The following is an 18,131-nucleotide window of genomic DNA, read 5'->3' as shown; positions in this document are numbered from 1 at the left end:
ACCTTACAGGTCTATAGCATATGATTTAAGCGTTTCCAGATCGATCAATTCCAGCATCCTTTGATGGGTAGCATGAATGAAAATATGCGGTGCCATACCATCCTTATGTGCCTGCACGAAACGCGGGCCGCTCAGACACCAGCTTTGCCCCGGCTTGACCCCTGCAAAGTTGTACTCTGGTCGCGGGGTGGACAGGTCGTTACCGACTTTTTTGGAGTATTCCAGAAACTCCTCGCTCGCATAGATGCAGACTGCATGGAGGCCCTGATTATCCGGGCCTGAAAAACAGCTTCCGTCACGATAGAAGCCCGTCATCGGTTTCAGACTGCACGGCTCCAGAGGCTCTCCCAGTACATTCAGTCGTGTGCTCATTTTTTCTCCTTGTTCGGCGGACAGACAAAGTAGCGCATATTGATATTGCCCAGCTGTTCATGCCAGCCTATATAGACATGCCCGCTTTCATTTTCTATTCTCAAATAGCAGTTGCCAAAGTAGTGTTTCAATATCTCATCGATCTTTTTTATTTTTGGCAGAACAGCCACCCATACAAACCCTATGGCTTTCAGTGAAGGGATCTCCTTGCTGCTCCGCATAAGATCACGCAGCTCTGCTTCTACCTTGCATTTCTCTGCTGTTCCATCATAGACAGAGAGCTCTATGGTTGCTTTGAAAGTGCCGTTATCCACAAGCTTTTTCCACTTGTCTCCGGAGCGTTTGGGTTCATACCTGTAAGAATCACTCTCTTTGGCAAGACAGAGTGAAGAGACCCGCTTGAAGGCTTCAGGCAGCTTTGCCGCAAACTCATTCAGCTCTTCATACGCATAAAGCTCTCTTGTATAACCTTCAGTATCCAACAGCCCCTCTTTTTCAAAACAGGCTACTGTTTCCTCACCCATCCGATCTTTATGATGGACAACCGCTACAGGAAAATTCGCTTTCCAGTGCAGATGGCTGTCAATATCGAGCATCTTCACGAATTTTTCCGGGGAAAACGGCTGTACAGTATGTACCGTCTTCTCTATATGTGCTATGATCTCCTGCATACCTACCTCACATTTTTAATTTCAGCTTTACGTTAACTGTTAGTGATTATACAATATTTGCTTTCACAGAACTTAAGCCCAATAAAACCTTGAAAGAAAAGAGAAAAATGTGTTGCGATATGAACTACTGAAACCTTAGATACGATAGTGTCTCTGAATATACTGCAGGGCCTCTTCCCTGCTGGAGAGTTCACCATCCACCTGCAGATCATACACCTCATCAAGTATTTTTTTAAATTGGCAGGAAGGCGTCAACCCAAGAGCTATAAGATCTTTTCCCGTCACAAAAGGTTCCGAAGGCTTCTGCTTTACCTGTAGTGCCTCAGCCTTTTCAAGAAGCCAATCCCCTGCTTTATACTCACCCAATACAGCCTCTTTAGTTGTACGTCCAAGGAAATCTGCTCTGGCTACCAACACCAGTTCTTCAATATTCACTTTCATAGCCAGCCGCCTGATCGCCCCTGCTTTTGCCTGCTGCCTGTAGAACTGTGAAGGCTTAAGGTGATGTTCGACCAGAGGCAGAATGCTCTTTATGAAATCATGTTCTCTGGTCAGGCGGTACATAAAGCTGCGGGTGGGTTCTATACCGGCTGTTTCATGACCGAGAGCACGGATTGAATAAGGGATTTTTGTTTGTATTTCTTCCGAAATGCTTTGATTGCATTGAAGCTCTTTCCATTGAATGATTTCACCACCCTCAAGTTCTATTGTTGTGGTCACAGGCTTTCCAAAATCATGACACAACTCTGCAAACAAAAGCTTCAGTTTCCGCTTCTTGCTCCATTCCTCATTCCTCATTCCAAATTCCTCACTGCCAAGTATCGACGCCATGGCATCGATACTGAACATCGTATGCACCCACACATCCCCCTCCGGATGGTATTCAGGATCCTGGGGCACACCGACAAGTGCATGAAGTTCCGGGAAATAACGCTCAGTGATCCCCCACTCCCGCATCAGTTCAAAACCGATAGAGGGCCTGCTTGATTTAAGCAGAAGCTTTTCCCATTCAATATAGATCCGCTCTTTAGGGAGTTCATCAAGCAAATCATTTGCGATCATCTGCTTACACAGCCTGGCTGTCTCTTCAGCTACTTCCAGCCCGAAACGGGCAGCAAACTGTACAGCTCTGTATATCCTGAGCGGGTCTTCAACAAAAGTATTGTCATCAATATGCCGAAGTACTTTGTACTGAATATCCTGCAGTCCGCCAAACGGATCCAGCACTTCACCTGTTTGTATGTCATATCCCAGTGCATTGACAGTAAAGTCACGTCGTCTGGCTGCTTCTGTAAAGCTCAATGCCCCATCTACTTCAACATCAAACCCTTTATGTCCTCTGCCGACCTTCTGTTCTGTACGGGGAAAAGAGAAATCGTATTCCTCATTTTCGACTTTGAGTTTCATCACACCAAAACTTTTACCCACATGATTCACACTGCCAAATACAGAGAGTATCTCTTCAAGCTGTTTAAGGTTGTGCAGTCCATACACCTCAACATCATAATCTTTTACAGGAAGACCGAGCAGCATATCACGTACCGCACCGCCCACAACTATTGCTTTGGCATCATGTGCATGCAAATACCGGGTGATCTTGATCAGTGACTCGGGAAGTTTCATCTCTTGTCTTTTCTGTTGGGATATTGGCTGATAATACTTCATCAGGACTTTAGATTGGCTAAGATATGATAAAAGCACTACGAAGAAGGAGTCTCATGAATCCAAAAGCAATTGCACTCATAGAGATGTCTAAGGCAAGCAAACTCCCCTATCTTGATCTTGCCGGTCTGGGACTGACCGAGATCCCAGAGGAGATCACTGCACTTCCATGGCTTACACGTCTTTCTCTTTCAGATAATTTCATCAGCGATATTGCTTTACTTGCTTCACTTCCGAACATTCATAAACTCTCACTCTCCCATAACCGGCTTATTAACATTCTACCATTACAGACACTGCAGAAGCTGAAGTTTCTTTTTCTCCACCACAACCGCATTGATGATATCGGTCCTCTGGGAGAGATAAAAACACTTAAAAAACTTGTTCTTTCCCATAACCGTATTACAGATATCGCTCCGCTGGAGTATCTGCCTGATCTGGTCTATCTTGATATCCGCCACAATCCTCTTCATGCAGGATCTGCTGCACATCTTCCAGGCAGTCTGATCATTTCACGCCTGCCGTAACAGAAGATCATCTCAGCAGGCAGCCTTATGCTCTGCTGATCTTCAGCATCTCATCCCCGCCTTTTTGAAACTCATACTCTGTTTTGACGATCTCTACATCATACCCCTGCTCCTTAAGATGGGCCATTACCGTCTCCACATGGGGAGATCTTTCATTCTTCAGTGTTACAAGCGGGAAAATACGTACCTCTTTGGCAACCCTGAGCATCTCATCTACTGCTTCAAGATGAAACGCTTCATCCAAATGGTCACTGTAAAGAAAAAGCAGATGGGAGCAGAGTGCCAGATCAAAACTCTTGTCATCAAAAGAGAGCTTCGGTAACGCCTCGGCAAGATACCTGCCCTCCTCTTTCCCCTCCTCATAATCCATCAAAAACTCCATCATCGCTTCGATACGCATATGCTCCAGCGACTCCACATCAGGGATATTCTTCCAGACAAATTTATCTTTATTGGCTTTGACCTGCGCTATTATCCCGTCTGCAACTTCATCTATGCGCTGCATGATCTCTTTCTTGCTGTAGGCATACAGCGGATCGACAGAGACCACACAGCCGTCATCATAGTCTACTTCGGTATTAAAACTTGAAGGTCCGTCACCGCAGCCCAGTATCTTCTTGCTCTTAATCTCCTCTTGTGTGAGATCAAACATCTCCATATACTCTTTTTTACTGCGTCCCCAGGGAACGATATTTTCCAGTTTCATTTTACTTTCTCCATTCTTTTTAAGTGGTATAAATAGCTTACGATATAAATTGTTCCGATGATCATACCGGGCAAGATGGTCAAAAAGATATTTTGTGTTCCTACGGTATAGTGTATCAATACCTGTATACCCACAACTGACAGAAACAGTGCAAATACATAAGCGATCAACTGCTTTAAACCGGAAGCAATACGGTGTACTACCTCAAGATATAACGCTAACACAAGCGTATTGGCAAAACTCATGCTCCCCTGTGCCATTGCCGACTTGACAGCGCCTACATCATTGGCACCATACGCCCATGTACCATAAATGAAAAATGCCGCAATTGCATTCATCACAATCTTTTTGTGCGGAAGTGTTCTCAGCATCCTGCGCATCCACCTCATAGTTTAGTACGATCTCATCGCCTATCATCCCGAAGAACCCAGGCTGCTGTGCCGGAACTTCGGTAATGACCACTTATATATCGTCAGATTGTATCCCAACTTCCTTTTGTATCTGCTCAAAAAGCAATGTAATGAGTCTCTTTTTTGTTTCACTGCTACATCCTGCCATCATCGTGATCCCAATAATGTCAAAGGCTTCACTTCGGTCCATTGGAAAGAACATATTTTCCCCTTTTCACAGGAAAAGCGTTTATGTTTGGGAAACAGTGATGCTTCTCCCTTCCCTTTCTTGCCATACGATCATAAAAAACGCTATAATCTACGCTATGACAGTAACCATCCCCAACTACTTTATAGAGACTGGAAAAGCAGCATTGATTATACTCAATGACAACCTCTATCTTGAAAATATCCAAATCAAACATAAAAAAGTCAAAGATCTATACTGATAAGAACTATGGAGCAACTATGAAAGAACCGGATTCTACTGAGATCATTACTACATTAGACAAAGCAGGAAACGGTATATCCTCCTACAAACGTATAGCAGCAAAATATGTAATCTTCCCGCTGCTTAACCGTTCTGTCTCATGGAAAAAGGCATGGGATATCTATGATCAAGAAGGGGAAAAAATCATTGCTATGGCATCACAACTAAACAAAGAGCAGCTTTTTCAACGTGTGCTGGTACCCAAACTCTTCGGTCTTGAGGACAACTCAAGATACTACTCGGTTGCTATGGTTATTGAACATCTGCTCATGGTAGGTCAAGCCCTTCAGACTCGAATCCCTATCCTTTCACAAGGAAAAACACTCTCAGGAGATGTCAAGATAGAAGATGTCAAACCCTATACCGAAATAGATGATGATATCATCAAACAGTTTGAAGCATTTTTGACAACCTATAGAGAAAAACTTGAAAACAACATTGAGGATATCCATATTGACAATACCTCCGAACATCCATGGTTTGGAGCATTCAATCCCAAACAATGGTCTATTCTGGGTATGGTACATCAAATTGTACACAGACGACAGGTCGAAGCTATATTAAAGACTTTCATACTTAAAACTTAACTGATCTGTTTCTCATATATACCAAGTTCCCAATACCTGTGAGCATTAAACTCAAGCTCTTGAAGCACTTCTAAGCCCTGTTTACGTATATGTACTCCATAGCAATGTGGTGTTTGGAAGGTAAATTCGTGTCTATATCCTCTTTTACCTGTGTAGCAGACATAGTAACACAAGGCGTTTTTTATCTAAATGTTATATGCTATACAAAACACTACAAGGATTTGCCATGATAGAGAATAATTTTACCAAAGCCATGCAGTTCCGTCACGCCTGCAAGCTCTTTGATGAGACAAGAAAGATCCCCGATGAGATGATGCACTATATTCTCGAGGCAGGACGCACCTCACCCTCCTCTTTTGGAATGGAACCCTGGAAGTTTCTGGTCATAAGCAAAGATGAGCTCAAATCCAGACTGCGTCCTTTGTGCTGGAACCAGCCGCAGATCACCAGCTGTTCACACGTTGTGGTTATCCTCGCAGCCATTGAAAGCGTAAGACCGAAAAGCGGTATTCCCCAAAAACGTTTTGCAAGACGTCCGCTGCCGCCGGAGAAAATAGATGCCTATATCGATCTTTACGGGACCTTTCTTGCCGATACCTTCTCTACCGATGAGAAGACATACTGCTGGACAGCACGGCAGACTTACATCGCGTTGGCCAATATGATGACCGCTGCAGCTTACGAGAAGATAGATTCATGTCCTATTGAGGGTTTTGAAAAAGAGAATGTAGAGAAGTTACTGCAGATAGATACGACGCAATATCAGGTTGCCGTACTGTGTGCTTTTGGATACAGGGTCAACGAACAGAGTGAACAGCTAAGAATACCGTTTGAAGAAGTGGTGACATTTTTGGACTGATGTCCCACAGTCCGGATAGATACCTTTACTCCTCCCAAAGCGTGTCAGCAGTCCCCAAAAGCACAGTGCAAAGTGCTGCTCAATAACGACCGGAACAACACTGTTATCTTTGAAACCCATGATCGTCTGTCTGCAGTGCATGAATGATCTCTTGAAAATGATGAAAAACAATAGAGAGATGCCCCTCATCAGGATAGATCGTCAGTTCTGCTCCTTTAAGCCGCTCTGCCACGCTCTCTGCCAGCTGAACGGGAACTCCGTTGTCTTTCCCCCCATGCCATAGACGGACTGGCCTAAAATCGATCTCTTCAAGGGAGAATCCCCACGGCTTTGCAAAGACCGCTATACCGTCACAGGCGACACCTCTGCTTCCCTGCCTGTATGACTCCCTGAATGTCTGTAAGAGTACTTCTCTTGTATCCCTGTTTTCAAGCAATAGGTGATCCACCCTCTCCAATGTTCGTATAATATGATCTAAAAACCTCTCTGCATCCGAATCGTGTCTGCTTAGCCGTCCATAGTGAAACCAGAAGAGAGGATGAATGAGCCATGGAAATTTTTGTGCTATAGAGATGAAAATCCTGCTCTCTTTTGGCATCTTGTCAACCCCCAGTTCCAATACCGGCGGAACGCCGGCAATAATGGCACAGGAAGAGACTCTGCGCGGTAGTTTATGCAGACAGGCAAAAAGATAGGGTGATCCTGCAGAGACAGCCGTTAGAGAAAACTCTTCTATACCCAATGCATCCGCCAATGCTTCAACATCTGATGGAAAGTCAAGGATCGTTCGTCCCGGTTGAAATGAGGAAAGACCGATACCGGGTCTGTCTATGCCAATGAACCGGATCCCCGCCTCTTTTACGATCTCATGTACCACTACTGCTTCCAGACGTGAAGAGTGAAGACCGTGAAAATGAAAAACGGCCCTTCCTTCAGGATCGCCGCTCTGAGCAAAACCAAGTATTCTGCCGTCGGCCAATACAATGGTCTCATTTTGTAACGGTAAATACATCATGTGCCTTTCTCTCTTGGTACACTATAGGACAATACTCTCTTATTTCAAATAAAACGTATACATTGATATGAAAATGTGGTGCGCAGATACCTGCTGCCCGGAAAAAGAAATGCAGGGGGAGTGTTCTGCCCCTGCAGGAGAAGAGAAGATGTTAACCTGCTTTTCTGTCCATCAGTTTGAGAAGATCACCAATGGTCTGGCGCATATCTGCTCTGTTGACGATCATATCGATGAGTCCATGCTCAAGCAGGAACTCCGAACGCTGAAAGCCTTCAGGAAGGTCAACACCGACTGTCTGTTTGATAACACGCTGTCCTGCAAACCCTATAAGGGCTCCAGGCTCCGCCATAATGATGTCACCCAGCATTGCAAATGAAGCAGAAACACCACCCATAGTCGGGTCGGTCAGTACAGAGATATACGGCAGACCTTTATCACTGAGTCTTTTTAGTGCAGCAGAGGTTTTGCTCATCTGAAGCAGTGAATAGGTACTCTCCTGCATTCTGGCACCGCCTGATGCTGAGACAATAATGACACCACACTCTCTTTCAATAGCACGGTTGACCGCACGGACGATCTTCTCACCTTCAACCGAACCGAGACTTCCGCCCATAAATGCAAAGTCAAAGACAACCAGCTCTGCCGGTATACCGCCTATCGTACAGCTGCCGCTGACAACAGAAGAGGTTTTCCCTGTTTTTGCTTTTGCTTCTTCAATACGCTTCTTGTATGACTTCTTGTCTGTGAACTTCAGCGGATCGATCGGAGCAAGCGAAGCATCATGCTCTTCAAAACTGCCTTCATCAGCAATGGACTCTATACGTTTGTCCGCACTGATACGGAAGTGATGGTTACACTTTGGACAGACATTCTGCTTTGCCTCAACCTCTTTGTAGTACATCAGAGAGGTACACTTGGGACATTTAATCCATTGGTTCTGTTGTTCTTCTTTTGTTTTCTCTTTTCCAAACAGATTACTGAACATACTGCTAAATTCCATTCTTCACTTCCTCTTTTTCTAAACTTCTGGTCTTTTTTATCATCTCTTCCAGTTTTTTGACCGTATCTATATCTTTTGATACTATAACATAATCTTGCTCAACGATCACTTCAAGCCCTTCGCAAAGTGCCAATCCCGCAGCAAAATCATAGATACGGAACGGACCGACAAAGAGTACAAAGTTTACCGTTTGGGCATAAGCCAGAGAGAGAGCGATCGCACCTGGGGCCCTGAACTTGAGACCTTCTGCATCCATCATCGCTATCAGTGCCGAATTGGCATAGGCTTTTTCAAAAAGCCCTATCTCCGAGCCGGGAACCGTTTTGGGGTCTTGAAAGTCAGCAGAAAAGAGTTTTCCCTGCCGTGTTTTGTTTTGAACGGTTTTAACAAAAATATCTCCGTTGGCAAGGTTGCAGACTACTGCTGCATCCAGAATACCCCGGGCATTCACTCTTGCAACCGAGGTGCCGTAATAGGGAAAAAGTGAGAGTGCATTGGAAGAACCGTCAAGAGGATCAATAATGATCTTTACATCACCTTCCCCTATGAGTCCTGACTCTTCAGACTCTATCTGCCCGAAATGACTCAAGTGTTTGACAAAAACAGATTCGGCAAAGAGATCGAGCCTGGAACTGACATCGCCCCCGGCACCGATCTCTGTTTTTTCAAACCAGGTATCATCAAAGCTGTTCTGCAATGCAGCAGCGATCTCTTCATTGGCTCTGATACATGCTTCAATAAACTGGCTCATCAATCACCTTTTCATGAAGCTTTCCGGCCAAACAGCATACCGGCTCTCTCCACTGTTAATTATTCACTCTTCATGTCATTGCATAGCAATGAACACCTCTATTCACCTTTTTTATTTGTTTCAAGTGTCGGTCTTGCACCGCGTGGAACAACCATCCAGAATTTGCGTATGGATGTTCTTGAATTATCAAGGATATCCTGTGCTTTTCTGCTGCCTGTTTTTTCCACATAGTCTTTGAGCAGCCTTTTAAGTTCGAACATCTCAAAGTCCCACTCATCCGTATCGATGCGGATCGCTTCTACAAGCTCAGGGTTGAGTTTTTCATAGAAAGTGCCATCTTCATCATACACGAATGCCTTACCGCCTGTCATACCTGCACCGAAGTTTACACCGGTATTACCAAGAATGACCACTGTTCCGCCTGTCATATATTCACATGGGTGATCACCCGTACCTTCAACAACCGTGGTCGCGCCGGAGTTTCTTACGGCAAAGCGTTCTCCAACCTGACCGCTGACATAGAGAGTACCGCCCGTTGCACCATACAGACAGGTGTTCCCGCCCAATGCGAATTCCGGACCGCATTTGCTTGATGTGATCACAATTCTTCCGCCGCTCATCCCTTTACCGATGTAGTCATTTCCTGCACCACGTACATTAATTGTCACACCCTCGGCAAGGAAAGCACCGAGTGACTGCCCCGTAACACCTGTAAGGTTGATGGTAATCGTATCGGCCGGTAATCCTTTATTTCCGTAAAGTGCTGCGATCTCACCGGAGATACGTGTACCGAAACTTCTGTTCAGGTTGGTGATCTCTTTATTGAGTACTACCGGTTTGGCTGGATCTTTTATGGTTGGCATCAGCTCCTCAACGATCGCTTTTTCATACTCGTTCTTATCATACGGCTCATTGGATGCTACCTGGCAGGTATCCACACCGTCTACCTTCTCCAGGAACTGTTCAAAGTCGAATTTCTTTGCAAACTCATCATCAATCACTTTGAGCAGCTCTGTCTTACCAACGATCTCTTCAAGGCTTCTATAGCCAAGTGAAGCAAGAATCTCCCTGACCTCTTCTGCAAGTAGTGTAAAGTAATTGATGACTTTCTGCACATTGCCTTTAAAACGTGCTCGCAGATGAGGATCCTGTGTCGCAACACCGACACCACAGGTGTTCAGGTGACATACACGCAGCATCATACATCCGACAATGACCAGTGCGCCCGTACCGAAAGCATACTCTTCCGCACCGAAGATCGCTGCTTTGACCACATCAAGTGCTGTTTTAAGACCACCATCGGTCTCAACCGTTACCTGACCTCTTAGATTGTTGGCCTTGAGGGCATTGTGCGCTTCAAAAAGGCCAAGCTCCCACGGATTCCCTGCAAAACGGATCGAACCGATAGGCGCTGCTCCCGTACCGCCGTCTCCACCGGAAATGATGATCTTGTCTGCGTAGGCTTTGGCGACACCTGCCGCAATGGTACCGACTCCGGCAGTAGAGACCAGTTTAACCGCTACCTTCGCATTGGGGTTGATCTGTTTCATATCAAAGATCAGCTGTGCAAGGTCTTCGATAGAGTAGATGTCGTGGTGCGGTGGCGGAGAAATAAGGGTCACTCCCGGTTTGGTGAATCTCAGTTTTGCAATAAGCGGAGAGACTTTACTCCCCGGCAGCTGTCCGCCTTCGCCCGGTTTTGCTCCCTGGGCTACTTTGATCTGGATCTCTTCAGCCGAACGCAGGTACTCCGGTGTCACACCGAAACGTCCTGAAGCGATCTGCTTGATCTTGGAGTTCTTGATGGTTCCGTAGCGTGCCGGATCTTCACCCCCCTCTCCGGAGTTGGATTTTGCTCCTATAGTGTTCATCGCTTCGGCCAGTACCTCATGCGCTTCCTGTGAGATTGATCCCATGGACATCGCAGCAGTCGAAAAACGTTTGAATATTTCAGAAACAGGCTCTACTTCGTCAATACTGATAGGCTCTCTCGGCGAATGAAGCTCAAAGAAATCACGGATGAACTTCTTGTCCCTTTTATCTACCAGCTCCTCAAGCTTCTTATAATCCTCTCTGCTTCCTGTCTCCCCACACTTTTGGATGGCTGCAATAGTAGGACGGGAAAAGTCATGGAACTCTTCTCCTTTTTTATACTTGTAGAATCCACCCTTGTAAAGCCCTTTGGCTTTACCTTCAAACTTATCAGTATAGGCACGCTGATGGTAGCTGTTGAGTCTCTGGTCGATATCTTCATATCCGAGTCCTTTAAGCAGTCCCTGTGTACCGTCAAAACACTCTTTGACGATCTCATCACTCAGACCGATCACATCAAAGAGTCTGGAGTTTCTGTAGGAAGAGATGGTAGAGATACCCATTTTTGACATGATCTTGAGCAGTCCTGCTCCCATAGCACGTCTGATACGTCTAAGCGTTGCCTGCATATCATCTGTCTCATCTGCAACAAGCTGTTCTACTGTATAGTAGAGCAGATACGGATAGATCGCCGCTGCTCCATAGCCGATCATACAGGCTGCGGAGTGAGGGTCAAAGACCTCACCTGTCACTGCAACGATACTCGTAAGATGCCTGAGTTCTGCTTCTACCAGCTGTTGGCTCAGGCGTCCGATCACCATTAGCATCGGAATGGTCTTTGTCTCACTTGAGAGACCTCTGTCATCAAGTATGATCGTTCTTATGCCCTTGTCACGTACATCTGCTACGATCTTCTCTACAAGCGTTTTCAGACTTGCCTTGAGATCATGTGTATAGCTGGTGTCGTAAGAAGCATACTTGTAGGCCGGATCGTATTTTTCATTCCCTTCTGTACCGAACTCTTTCAAGATGGCAAACTTCTCTGCCGACATGACAGGCAGCACGGTCTTGAGACGTTTGGCATGCTCGGCATCATCCGAAAGCACATTTCTGACCTCACCGAAACCTGTATTGAGACTGGTAACGACCTTCTCACGGATCGGATCGATCGGCGGATTGGTTACCTGTGCAAACTTCTGTTTGAAGAAGTCGGTAAAGTTTCTCTGATGCGTAGAAAAGGCAGCAATAGGCGTATCGTCACCCATGGCACCCGTGGTCTCTTTCCCCTCCACGATCATCGGCTTGATAACCTCTCTCATCACTTCAAGGGTATAGTTGAAGTAGCGCTGTTTTGCTTCCATTTCATGATGGTCAGTCGATACCTCGTCAACAGATGTGTTGGGCACATGCTCCTGGAGATAGCTCATGTTCTGACTGATCCATTTGTTGTAAGGGTGCATGGACTTGAGATAGTCATCGATGTCGTGTGATTTGAGGACTTTTCCGAACTTGAGGTCAACCCCCATCATTTCACCGGACTGCAAACGTCCGCGTTCTACGATCTGCTCTTCAGGGATCTGAAGTACACCGTACTCGGAAGTGATCAGGAGCCTGTTATCGGTTGTAATGATATACTTGGAAGGTCTCAGACCGTTTCTGTCCAGTACACAGCCAATATAACGGCCATCGGTCATACTGACTGCCGCCGGTCCGTCCCAAGGCTCAAAACAGGTACTTGCATACTCATAAAAGGCTCTAAGATCACTGTCCATCTGTGATGCATTATGCCATGGTGCAGGAATAAGAGAACGTGCTGCCTTGAAGAAGTCCACGCCATTGACCCTGAGGAACTCCATAAAGTTGTCAAGGCTTGCAGAATCACTCATTCCGTCCTGGATCACATCGGTCAGGCGCTTCATCTCCTCATCGCTAAAGACGTTGGATTTCACTGCCGCCATTTTGGCTTTAACATTGAAACGGTTGGCGGTGACCGAATTGATCTCACCGTTATGCGCGATCATTCTGAAAGGCTGTGCCAGTCTCCACTCAGGCAGAGTATTGGTGGAGAAACGCTGATGGAAGAGACAGAAAGAGATCTTGAAGTTCTCATCTGCAAGGTCCTGGTAGAACTCTTTAATATGTGTCGGCATGACCAGTCCCTTGTAAGAGACTACTTTGGTCGAGAATGAAGGGATATAGAAATCTCTGTCATGCTTCAGCTCATGTTCTATCTCTTTGCGCGAAAGGTAGACGAGCGCATCAAAACGCTCGGCAGCCACTACACCCTTTGGTGCGACAAAAACCTGCTTGATGGTTGGAAGCGTAGCAAGGGCCTGTTCTCCAAGAGCATTGGTATCTACCGGTACCGTACGGCTGTAGACCACTTCAAGATCATTGTTGTTACAGACTTTCTCAATGACATCAAAATCAGACGGGTTACGGGAGAAGACCATCGCTACAGCATACTGTTCGGGAAGATCCACACCCTCTTTTCCCGCTACATATTCAAAAAATGATCTTGGCAAAGAGAGAAGCAGCCCCGAACCATCACCTGTCTTTCCGTCCGCAGCGATCGCTCCCCTGTGCATCATACGTGACAGCGATATAATGGCATCTTCCAAGTTTTGATGTGTAGGTGTATTGTCGATGGAGCATAAAAGCCCGAACCCACAATTATCCTTAAACGAGGTAAATAAATCTCTCATATTCCAACCTTAAAAATAAAATGAATAAACACTGTATACAAGCGTTCAAAATGGGGACGATTATACTTAAAAATTGGTTATAATCAAATTAATAAGGGGTTAAGCGGCGCCCGCACATGGATCACATGCACCCTTATTTAACACGAAATCGACTATAATTTCAGTGGCATCAACCTGGCTCCGGAAATGATCTGTAAAAGATCGGTGATCTCTCATACATATTCCGGATTTACAGTTTTTTGGCGGTGCCTCCATAAAACTTCCGTCAAGAAAGGATACAGCATCAAAGGGTTCATACTACGGGTACGAAAAGCCAAAAATGAAGACTCCATTGCTTTGATCCTGAGTAGATATCATATACGTACCTACTATCGTTTTTTTGGTGCACGCCACTCCATCCTGCAGCTGGGAAACCTTGTCGATTTTGAAGTTGAGGGGGAAGACGGCAGGTTTCTTCCACGTCTGCGTTCACTTACGCACATCGGTTTTCCTTGGCTGTTTGAACGCAACAGGTTACTGCTCTGGCATAACTTTATCCAGAAGTTCGAACCTCACCTCAAAGATACCGAAGAGATCGATCCGTTCTACTTCGATCTGCTGCTGGATGCTGCCAAAAAATGGGACAGACAGAATCCGAAACGTCTCATCTGTGAAAGCTACATCAAACTACTGGATTTTGAAGGCAGACTCTACCCAGACGAGAAGTGCTACATATGTGAACAGCGTATCGAAGAGGAGATAGCCCTTATGCAGGCATTCAAGCCGGCACATCCGTATTGTATCTACACTCCTGCACTGCCTACCAAAAAAATACTTGACTTCTTTGAAAGCAAAAAAACAGTCTTTTTGGAGGATCATGAGGTCGACCTGTTGTTCGATGTAGTGATGAAAGGGTTATAAGGCTTAAAACAGAACTGCTTCTGTCTGTCGTAACAGCATTGACGATTCAGTTCACAATCTGTTCACAAAAACAGTATAAAATAAAAAATAGCCCAGTCTATAAGGATATGATCATGAGAATCTTCTTGAAAAGTGTGGTGTTCGGCAGCATACTGCTATGGATGACAGGATGTGCAACGCATCAAAACTTTGTTAAGACCTACGACGCGTGGGTGGGACAGAATATCCATACCTTTGTAAAAGAGGCAGGATACCCCGATACAACCTACAGACTCTCTAACGGGAATGAAGTCTATGTCTATGAGAAGACCAGCATATACTCAAACCCGGCATTTACATCGGTATATGGTTATGGAAACTGGGGCTATTACGGTAGTATGGGGTATGGCAGCGATATAGAGTATGAAACCTGTAAAGTCTTCCTCGAGGTCAATAGAAAAGGTACGATCGTACACTGGGGATCTCGTGGAAACAGTTGCCGTCGCTGAAACTGGGACCGTACCCCTTGATTATAGAAATTTTTATGTTACAATAGTTATTACAATACTACAGAAAAGGAGTATCAAATGAAAACGTTACAACTTAAAACACTTGTAGCAGCAAGTGCAGCAGTGATAGCAATGTCAGGATGTGCGGAACAGGGTTTAAGCAACACTGAAGAGAAGGCGCTTATCGGTGCGGCCGGCGGTGCAGTACTGGGACAGGCGATCGGCGGTAATACCAAATCGACTGTAGCCGGAGCAGCGCTTGGAGGAGTAGCCGGTGCACTTTACGGTTCCCAGCAGGACAAACAGCGTAAATACTACAAGGATCAGTACGGGCACACCTACTATCTTGACAGTCAAGGCAGAGCACATTACGTAGATTAAGAAAGAAGCAGTCTGCCTGTTTCACCCTCTCTCCTCGCAGAGAGGCTTCTCTACTCTTCAAAAATAATGATGTCGTAACTGTTCTTGGCAACCAAAGCTTTACTGGAATGTACCGAACCGTTTCTGTTGACCTTGCTTAATTCTTCACGCAGTGTATCGATCTCTTTTTGCATCTCATCGATCTGTTCTTTTAACTGCAGCACAATATCCACTCCGGCAAGATTTACTCCCATCTGTCGTGTCAGGCGTAAAATAAGCTTCATTCTGTCAATATCACGTTGCGAATAGAGACGCATACGTCCCTGTGTACGTGAAGGCTCCACCAATCCCTCACGCTCATACTGCCTAAGCGTTTGCGGATGGATATCCAACATCGTCGCCACAACTGAGATCAAATATACGGGTTCATCATAGCTATGCATCTTCTACTCCTTTCTTCTTTATATTCATAATATTCATAGTTGTTTTCATTCTTTTCTTCTTGAAGAGGCCGGGCTCTTCCAGGTTTCTCCGGCTAAATCACTAAATCTTTACAGCGGACAGGAATTATAACTTTTCCTCACATACTTTTCTTAATTCAGGATCAAGTGAGTCCACATCGGGAAGTATGACATTGGCAATGAGATAGAGGTCACCTTTCATCGCTGTCTTTCTGTCAGGTACCCCTTTGCCTTTAAGTCTGAATTTCTGTCCGTTCCTTGTATTTTTCGGTACCTTCAGTGAGACCTCTTTCTCCGGAGTCTGCACCTGTACTTTTCCGCCAAAGAGAGCCTCTTTGAGTGACACATCAAAGGTCTTGTAAAGATCATTGCCTTTTCTTTCATACTCACCGGAATCTGCCACTTCTACTTTAATAAGCAGATCACCGCTATGTCCGTTATACTGCTTTCCTTTTCCTCTGACACGCAGTGTCTCTCCGCTCTTGATACCGGCCGGTATCTTGATGTCAAAATTCTGACCGTTTACGGAGATGTTGTGTTTTCCGCCGTTAATAGAGACCATGAAAGGTACGGTTATACGCGCATGAATATCAAGGTCCGGCGTACCGAAGCCTCCAAAACCGCTGGATCCCCCACTGAATCCTCCAAAACCGCCAAAGCTGCCGGCACCGCCGCCGCCGAACATCTGACGAAGGATCTCATCAAGATCCACACCTGCACCCTGACCGCGTGCAAAGTCATGGAAGTTCTGACCACCGAACATTTGATCACCGAACTGGTCATACTGCGCTTTCTTCTCAGGGTCCGAGAGTACTTCATAGGCAGCATTGATCTCCTTGAACTTCTCCTGAGCTTCTGCATCTTTGTTAATATCAGGGTGGTATTTTCTTGCGAGTTTTCTGTATGCTTTTTTTATCTCGTCAGCACTCGCATTTTCGCTGACACCTAAGGTCTCATATAAACTTTTTGACATGGTACTATCCTACACTCTGAAATTATTTTTCTTAATAAAACTTTAATTTTAGAGGTATTATATCAAAAAAGTTTAGTCTGTGTCAATCAAGTTTAGTATTTTTTAAATAAATTTTTTATATAGATATCTACTTTAAATAACGTACAGGCCTGTATCCCATCCGCATAAGGTTCATCAGCCCTCCTTTGAGATTTATGACTTTGTATCCCAGTCTGTAGGCAAGAAACTTTGAGACTTCAGTTGTTCTGCTTCCCGTACGGCATATGAGTGCGAACGGCTCATCCTTTTTGACAACCTTATTGAGCTCATCCAGGAACTTTGGCAGATCAAAACGCCCTTTCTCATCAAAGAACATAATAGGAATAGACCCTTTGACGATTCCGGTCTCTCTCCATTCGCCAGGTGTTCTGATATCGATGACTTTTATTGTGGGGTTCTTTTCAAAAAACTCCGGAGTTGCCCACACCTGCTGCAGTTCTGCAAAAAGTGATGTTGCCAAAAAAAACAATACAAATAATATCTTCTTCATTTTTTATCCTTAAATTTTTAAGGCATTGTAACCAAAAGAAGTAAACATTTGTACAACTTTATGTACAATACCCTATGAATTTTATTGAAGTAGACGATATCAATCTGCCGGAAGTACAGATCTACCGGCAACTGCGTGAAAATGCCTTTACAAAGGAGAGATCCTTCATCGCAGACAGTCCCAAAGTGGTCAACCTTCTCATTGGCTCCGGTGTAGAGGTCAAAAGTATTTTTGCAACACAGGCATATTATGACACCCATAAAGATTTTCTGGAGGATCACATAATCCCGACAGCCTATATTGCACCCAAAGCCGTACTTGAACAGATTGTAGGGCACAGGCTTCACCATAATGTTATGATGCATGCCATACGTCCCAAAGAGAATAGACTCGAAGAGCTGGATGATCACATCATTATGCTTGATGAGATAAGCAATGCCGACAATATTGGGGCCATCGCCCGTTCTGCAGCTGCACTGGGAGTAGGCTCCTATCTTCTCCCCAGACAGGGACCGCACCCCTACGCCAGACGTGCCGTACGTGTCTCCATGGGACATATCGGAAAACTGCACTACCACTGTTATAAGGACATAAAAGAGACTATTCTAAAGCTCAAAGAACTGGGCTACCGTATCTTTGCCGCAGAGGTCACAGAAGACTCAACACCGCTTTCAGAAGTAAATATCCCGCAAAAGTGGGTACTTCTGATGGGACATGAACAGTTAGGTATCAGCAGTGATATACTGGATCTTTGTGATGAAGTCGTGACCATTGAGATGGAAGAGGGGATCAAAAGTTTCAATGTAGCGATCGCAGCATCAATCATGATGTACCAATTCAAACATGCCTGTGGATGTTAGACACAGAAAACATC

At 45.2% G+C, this 18,131-nt stretch carries 21 protein-coding genes; 8 read left to right on the top strand and 13 right to left on the bottom strand.

Annotation, left to right across the window (positions count from 1 at the left end; translation table 11 throughout):
* Positions 1-3: 3 nt before the first annotated feature.
* From IMZ28_RS04285 to IMZ28_RS04275, 3 genes are all read right to left on the bottom strand, one after another.
* Positions 4-372 carry a DUF2237 family protein gene (locus tag IMZ28_RS04285; protein WP_197549513.1) on the bottom strand — a complete coding sequence of 123 codons (369 nt, stop codon included), beginning with the start codon at positions 370-372 and terminating at the stop codon, positions 4-6.
* The gene (locus IMZ28_RS04280; RefSeq protein WP_197549512.1) at positions 369-1,043 is read right to left on the bottom strand and encodes a hypothetical protein; all 675 of its coding nucleotides are present in this window, start codon (positions 1,041-1,043) and stop codon (positions 369-371) included. The genes IMZ28_RS04285 and IMZ28_RS04280 overlap by 4 nt, the downstream gene beginning before the upstream one ends.
* Positions 1,044-1,178: 135 nt before the next feature.
* A complete protein-coding gene (locus IMZ28_RS04275; RefSeq protein ID WP_197549511.1) occupies positions 1,179-2,708 on the bottom strand; it encodes a CCA tRNA nucleotidyltransferase in 1,530 nt (509 codons plus the stop codon).
* 53 nt (positions 2,709-2,761) lie between these two features.
* On the opposite strand from IMZ28_RS04275, the gene IMZ28_RS04270 reads away from it, so the two are divergent.
* Positions 2,762-3,232 (top strand): leucine-rich repeat domain-containing protein, encoded by a 471-nt coding sequence (locus tag IMZ28_RS04270; protein ID WP_197549510.1) that lies wholly within the window; start codon positions 2,762-2,764, stop codon positions 3,230-3,232.
* Positions 3,233-3,257: 25 nt separating this feature from the next.
* Here the strand turns inward: IMZ28_RS04270 and IMZ28_RS04265 are convergent, their stop codons facing one another.
* The 3 genes from IMZ28_RS04265 to IMZ28_RS04255 all read right to left on the bottom strand — a co-directional run bounded on the left by IMZ28_RS04265 (position 3,258) and on the right by IMZ28_RS04255 (position 4,550).
* Positions 3,258-3,938 (bottom strand): class I SAM-dependent methyltransferase, encoded by a 681-nt coding sequence (locus tag IMZ28_RS04265; RefSeq protein ID WP_197549509.1) that lies wholly within the window; start codon positions 3,936-3,938, stop codon positions 3,258-3,260.
* Positions 3,935-4,309, bottom strand: a complete 375-nt coding sequence (locus tag IMZ28_RS04260; protein WP_197549508.1) for a hypothetical protein — start codon at positions 4,307-4,309, stop codon at positions 3,935-3,937. Before IMZ28_RS04260 ends, IMZ28_RS04265 begins: the two co-directional genes overlap by 4 nt.
* Positions 4,310-4,400: 91 nt before the next feature.
* Positions 4,401-4,550, bottom strand: a complete 150-nt coding sequence (locus IMZ28_RS04255) for a tautomerase family protein (protein ID WP_197549507.1) — start codon at positions 4,548-4,550, stop codon at positions 4,401-4,403.
* A gap of 103 nt (positions 4,551-4,653) precedes the next feature.
* Between IMZ28_RS04255 and IMZ28_RS11065 the strand changes: the two genes are divergently transcribed.
* From IMZ28_RS11065 to IMZ28_RS04245, 3 genes are all read left to right on the top strand, one after another.
* Positions 4,654-4,776, top strand: coding sequence for a hypothetical protein (locus IMZ28_RS11065; protein WP_269472902.1), 123 nt, complete (start codon positions 4,654-4,656; stop codon positions 4,774-4,776).
* Positions 4,777-4,795: 19 nt separating this feature from the next.
* Complete coding sequence (locus tag IMZ28_RS04250) at positions 4,796-5,404, top strand: hypothetical protein (protein ID WP_197549506.1); 609 nt, start codon at positions 4,796-4,798, stop codon at positions 5,402-5,404.
* A 229-nt stretch (positions 5,405-5,633) separates the two neighbouring features.
* Entirely contained in the window at positions 5,634-6,263 is a 630-nt protein-coding gene (locus IMZ28_RS04245) for an NAD(P)H-dependent oxidoreductase (protein WP_197549790.1), read from the top strand.
* 103 nt (positions 6,264-6,366) lie between these two features.
* On the opposite strand, the gene IMZ28_RS04240 is transcribed toward IMZ28_RS04245, so the two are convergent.
* The 4 genes from IMZ28_RS04240 to gltB all read right to left on the bottom strand — a co-directional run bounded on the left by IMZ28_RS04240 (position 6,367) and on the right by gltB (position 13,546).
* Positions 6,367-7,275, bottom strand: a complete 909-nt coding sequence (locus tag IMZ28_RS04240) for an alpha/beta fold hydrolase (protein ID WP_197549505.1) — start codon at positions 7,273-7,275, stop codon at positions 6,367-6,369.
* Positions 7,276-7,429: 154 nt separating this feature from the next.
* Positions 7,430-8,278, bottom strand: a complete 849-nt coding sequence (gene accD / locus IMZ28_RS04235) for an acetyl-CoA carboxylase, carboxyltransferase subunit beta (protein WP_197549504.1) — start codon at positions 8,276-8,278, stop codon at positions 7,430-7,432.
* Entirely contained in the window at positions 8,268-9,029 is a 762-nt protein-coding gene (locus tag IMZ28_RS04230) for an inositol monophosphatase family protein (RefSeq protein ID WP_197549503.1), read from the bottom strand. Before IMZ28_RS04230 ends, accD begins: the two co-directional genes overlap by 11 nt.
* A gap of 98 nt (positions 9,030-9,127) precedes the next feature.
* Entirely contained in the window at positions 9,128-13,546 is a 4,419-nt protein-coding gene (gene gltB, locus IMZ28_RS04225) for a glutamate synthase large subunit (RefSeq protein WP_197549502.1), read from the bottom strand.
* A gap of 186 nt (positions 13,547-13,732) precedes the next feature.
* Between gltB and recO the strand changes: the two genes are divergently transcribed.
* The 3 genes from recO (at position 13,733) to IMZ28_RS04210 (ending at position 15,315) form a co-directional block, all read left to right on the top strand.
* The gene (gene recO / locus IMZ28_RS04220) at positions 13,733-14,446 is read left to right on the top strand and encodes a recombination protein RecO (RefSeq protein WP_197549501.1); all 714 of its coding nucleotides are present in this window, start codon (positions 13,733-13,735) and stop codon (positions 14,444-14,446) included.
* Between the two features lie 113 nt (positions 14,447-14,559).
* Positions 14,560-14,934, top strand: coding sequence for a hypothetical protein (locus tag IMZ28_RS04215; RefSeq protein WP_197549500.1), 375 nt, complete (start codon positions 14,560-14,562; stop codon positions 14,932-14,934).
* Positions 14,935-15,012: 78 nt separating this feature from the next.
* Positions 15,013-15,315 carry a glycine zipper 2TM domain-containing protein gene (locus IMZ28_RS04210; protein ID WP_197549499.1) on the top strand — a complete coding sequence of 101 codons (303 nt, stop codon included), beginning with the start codon at positions 15,013-15,015 and terminating at the stop codon, positions 15,313-15,315.
* Between the two features lie 50 nt (positions 15,316-15,365).
* Here the strand turns inward: IMZ28_RS04210 and IMZ28_RS04205 are convergent, their stop codons facing one another.
* The 3 genes from IMZ28_RS04205 to IMZ28_RS04195 all read right to left on the bottom strand — a co-directional run bounded on the left by IMZ28_RS04205 (position 15,366) and on the right by IMZ28_RS04195 (position 17,257).
* Positions 15,366-15,737 carry a heat shock protein transcriptional repressor HspR gene (locus IMZ28_RS04205; protein WP_197549498.1) on the bottom strand — a complete coding sequence of 124 codons (372 nt, stop codon included), beginning with the start codon at positions 15,735-15,737 and terminating at the stop codon, positions 15,366-15,368.
* Between the two features lie 124 nt (positions 15,738-15,861).
* Positions 15,862-16,728 carry a DnaJ C-terminal domain-containing protein gene (locus IMZ28_RS04200; RefSeq protein WP_197549497.1) on the bottom strand — a complete coding sequence of 289 codons (867 nt, stop codon included), beginning with the start codon at positions 16,726-16,728 and terminating at the stop codon, positions 15,862-15,864.
* A 127-nt stretch (positions 16,729-16,855) separates the two neighbouring features.
* Positions 16,856-17,257, bottom strand: coding sequence for a rhodanese-like domain-containing protein (locus IMZ28_RS04195; RefSeq protein ID WP_197549496.1), 402 nt, complete (start codon positions 17,255-17,257; stop codon positions 16,856-16,858).
* A 74-nt stretch (positions 17,258-17,331) separates the two neighbouring features.
* Here IMZ28_RS04195 and IMZ28_RS04190 point away from each other — a divergent pair, with 74 nt between their 5' ends.
* Complete coding sequence (locus IMZ28_RS04190) at positions 17,332-18,117, top strand: TrmH family RNA methyltransferase (RefSeq protein ID WP_197549495.1); 786 nt, start codon at positions 17,332-17,334, stop codon at positions 18,115-18,117.
* Positions 18,118-18,131: the final 14 nt, after the last annotated feature.

Origin of the sequence: Sulfurovum indicum, assembly GCF_014931715.1 — a bacterium.
In the GTDB taxonomy this organism is placed as follows: domain Bacteria; phylum Campylobacterota; class Campylobacteria; order Campylobacterales; family Sulfurovaceae; genus Sulfurovum; species Sulfurovum indicum.
This window is presented reverse-complemented; position numbering and strand designations above follow the sequence as displayed.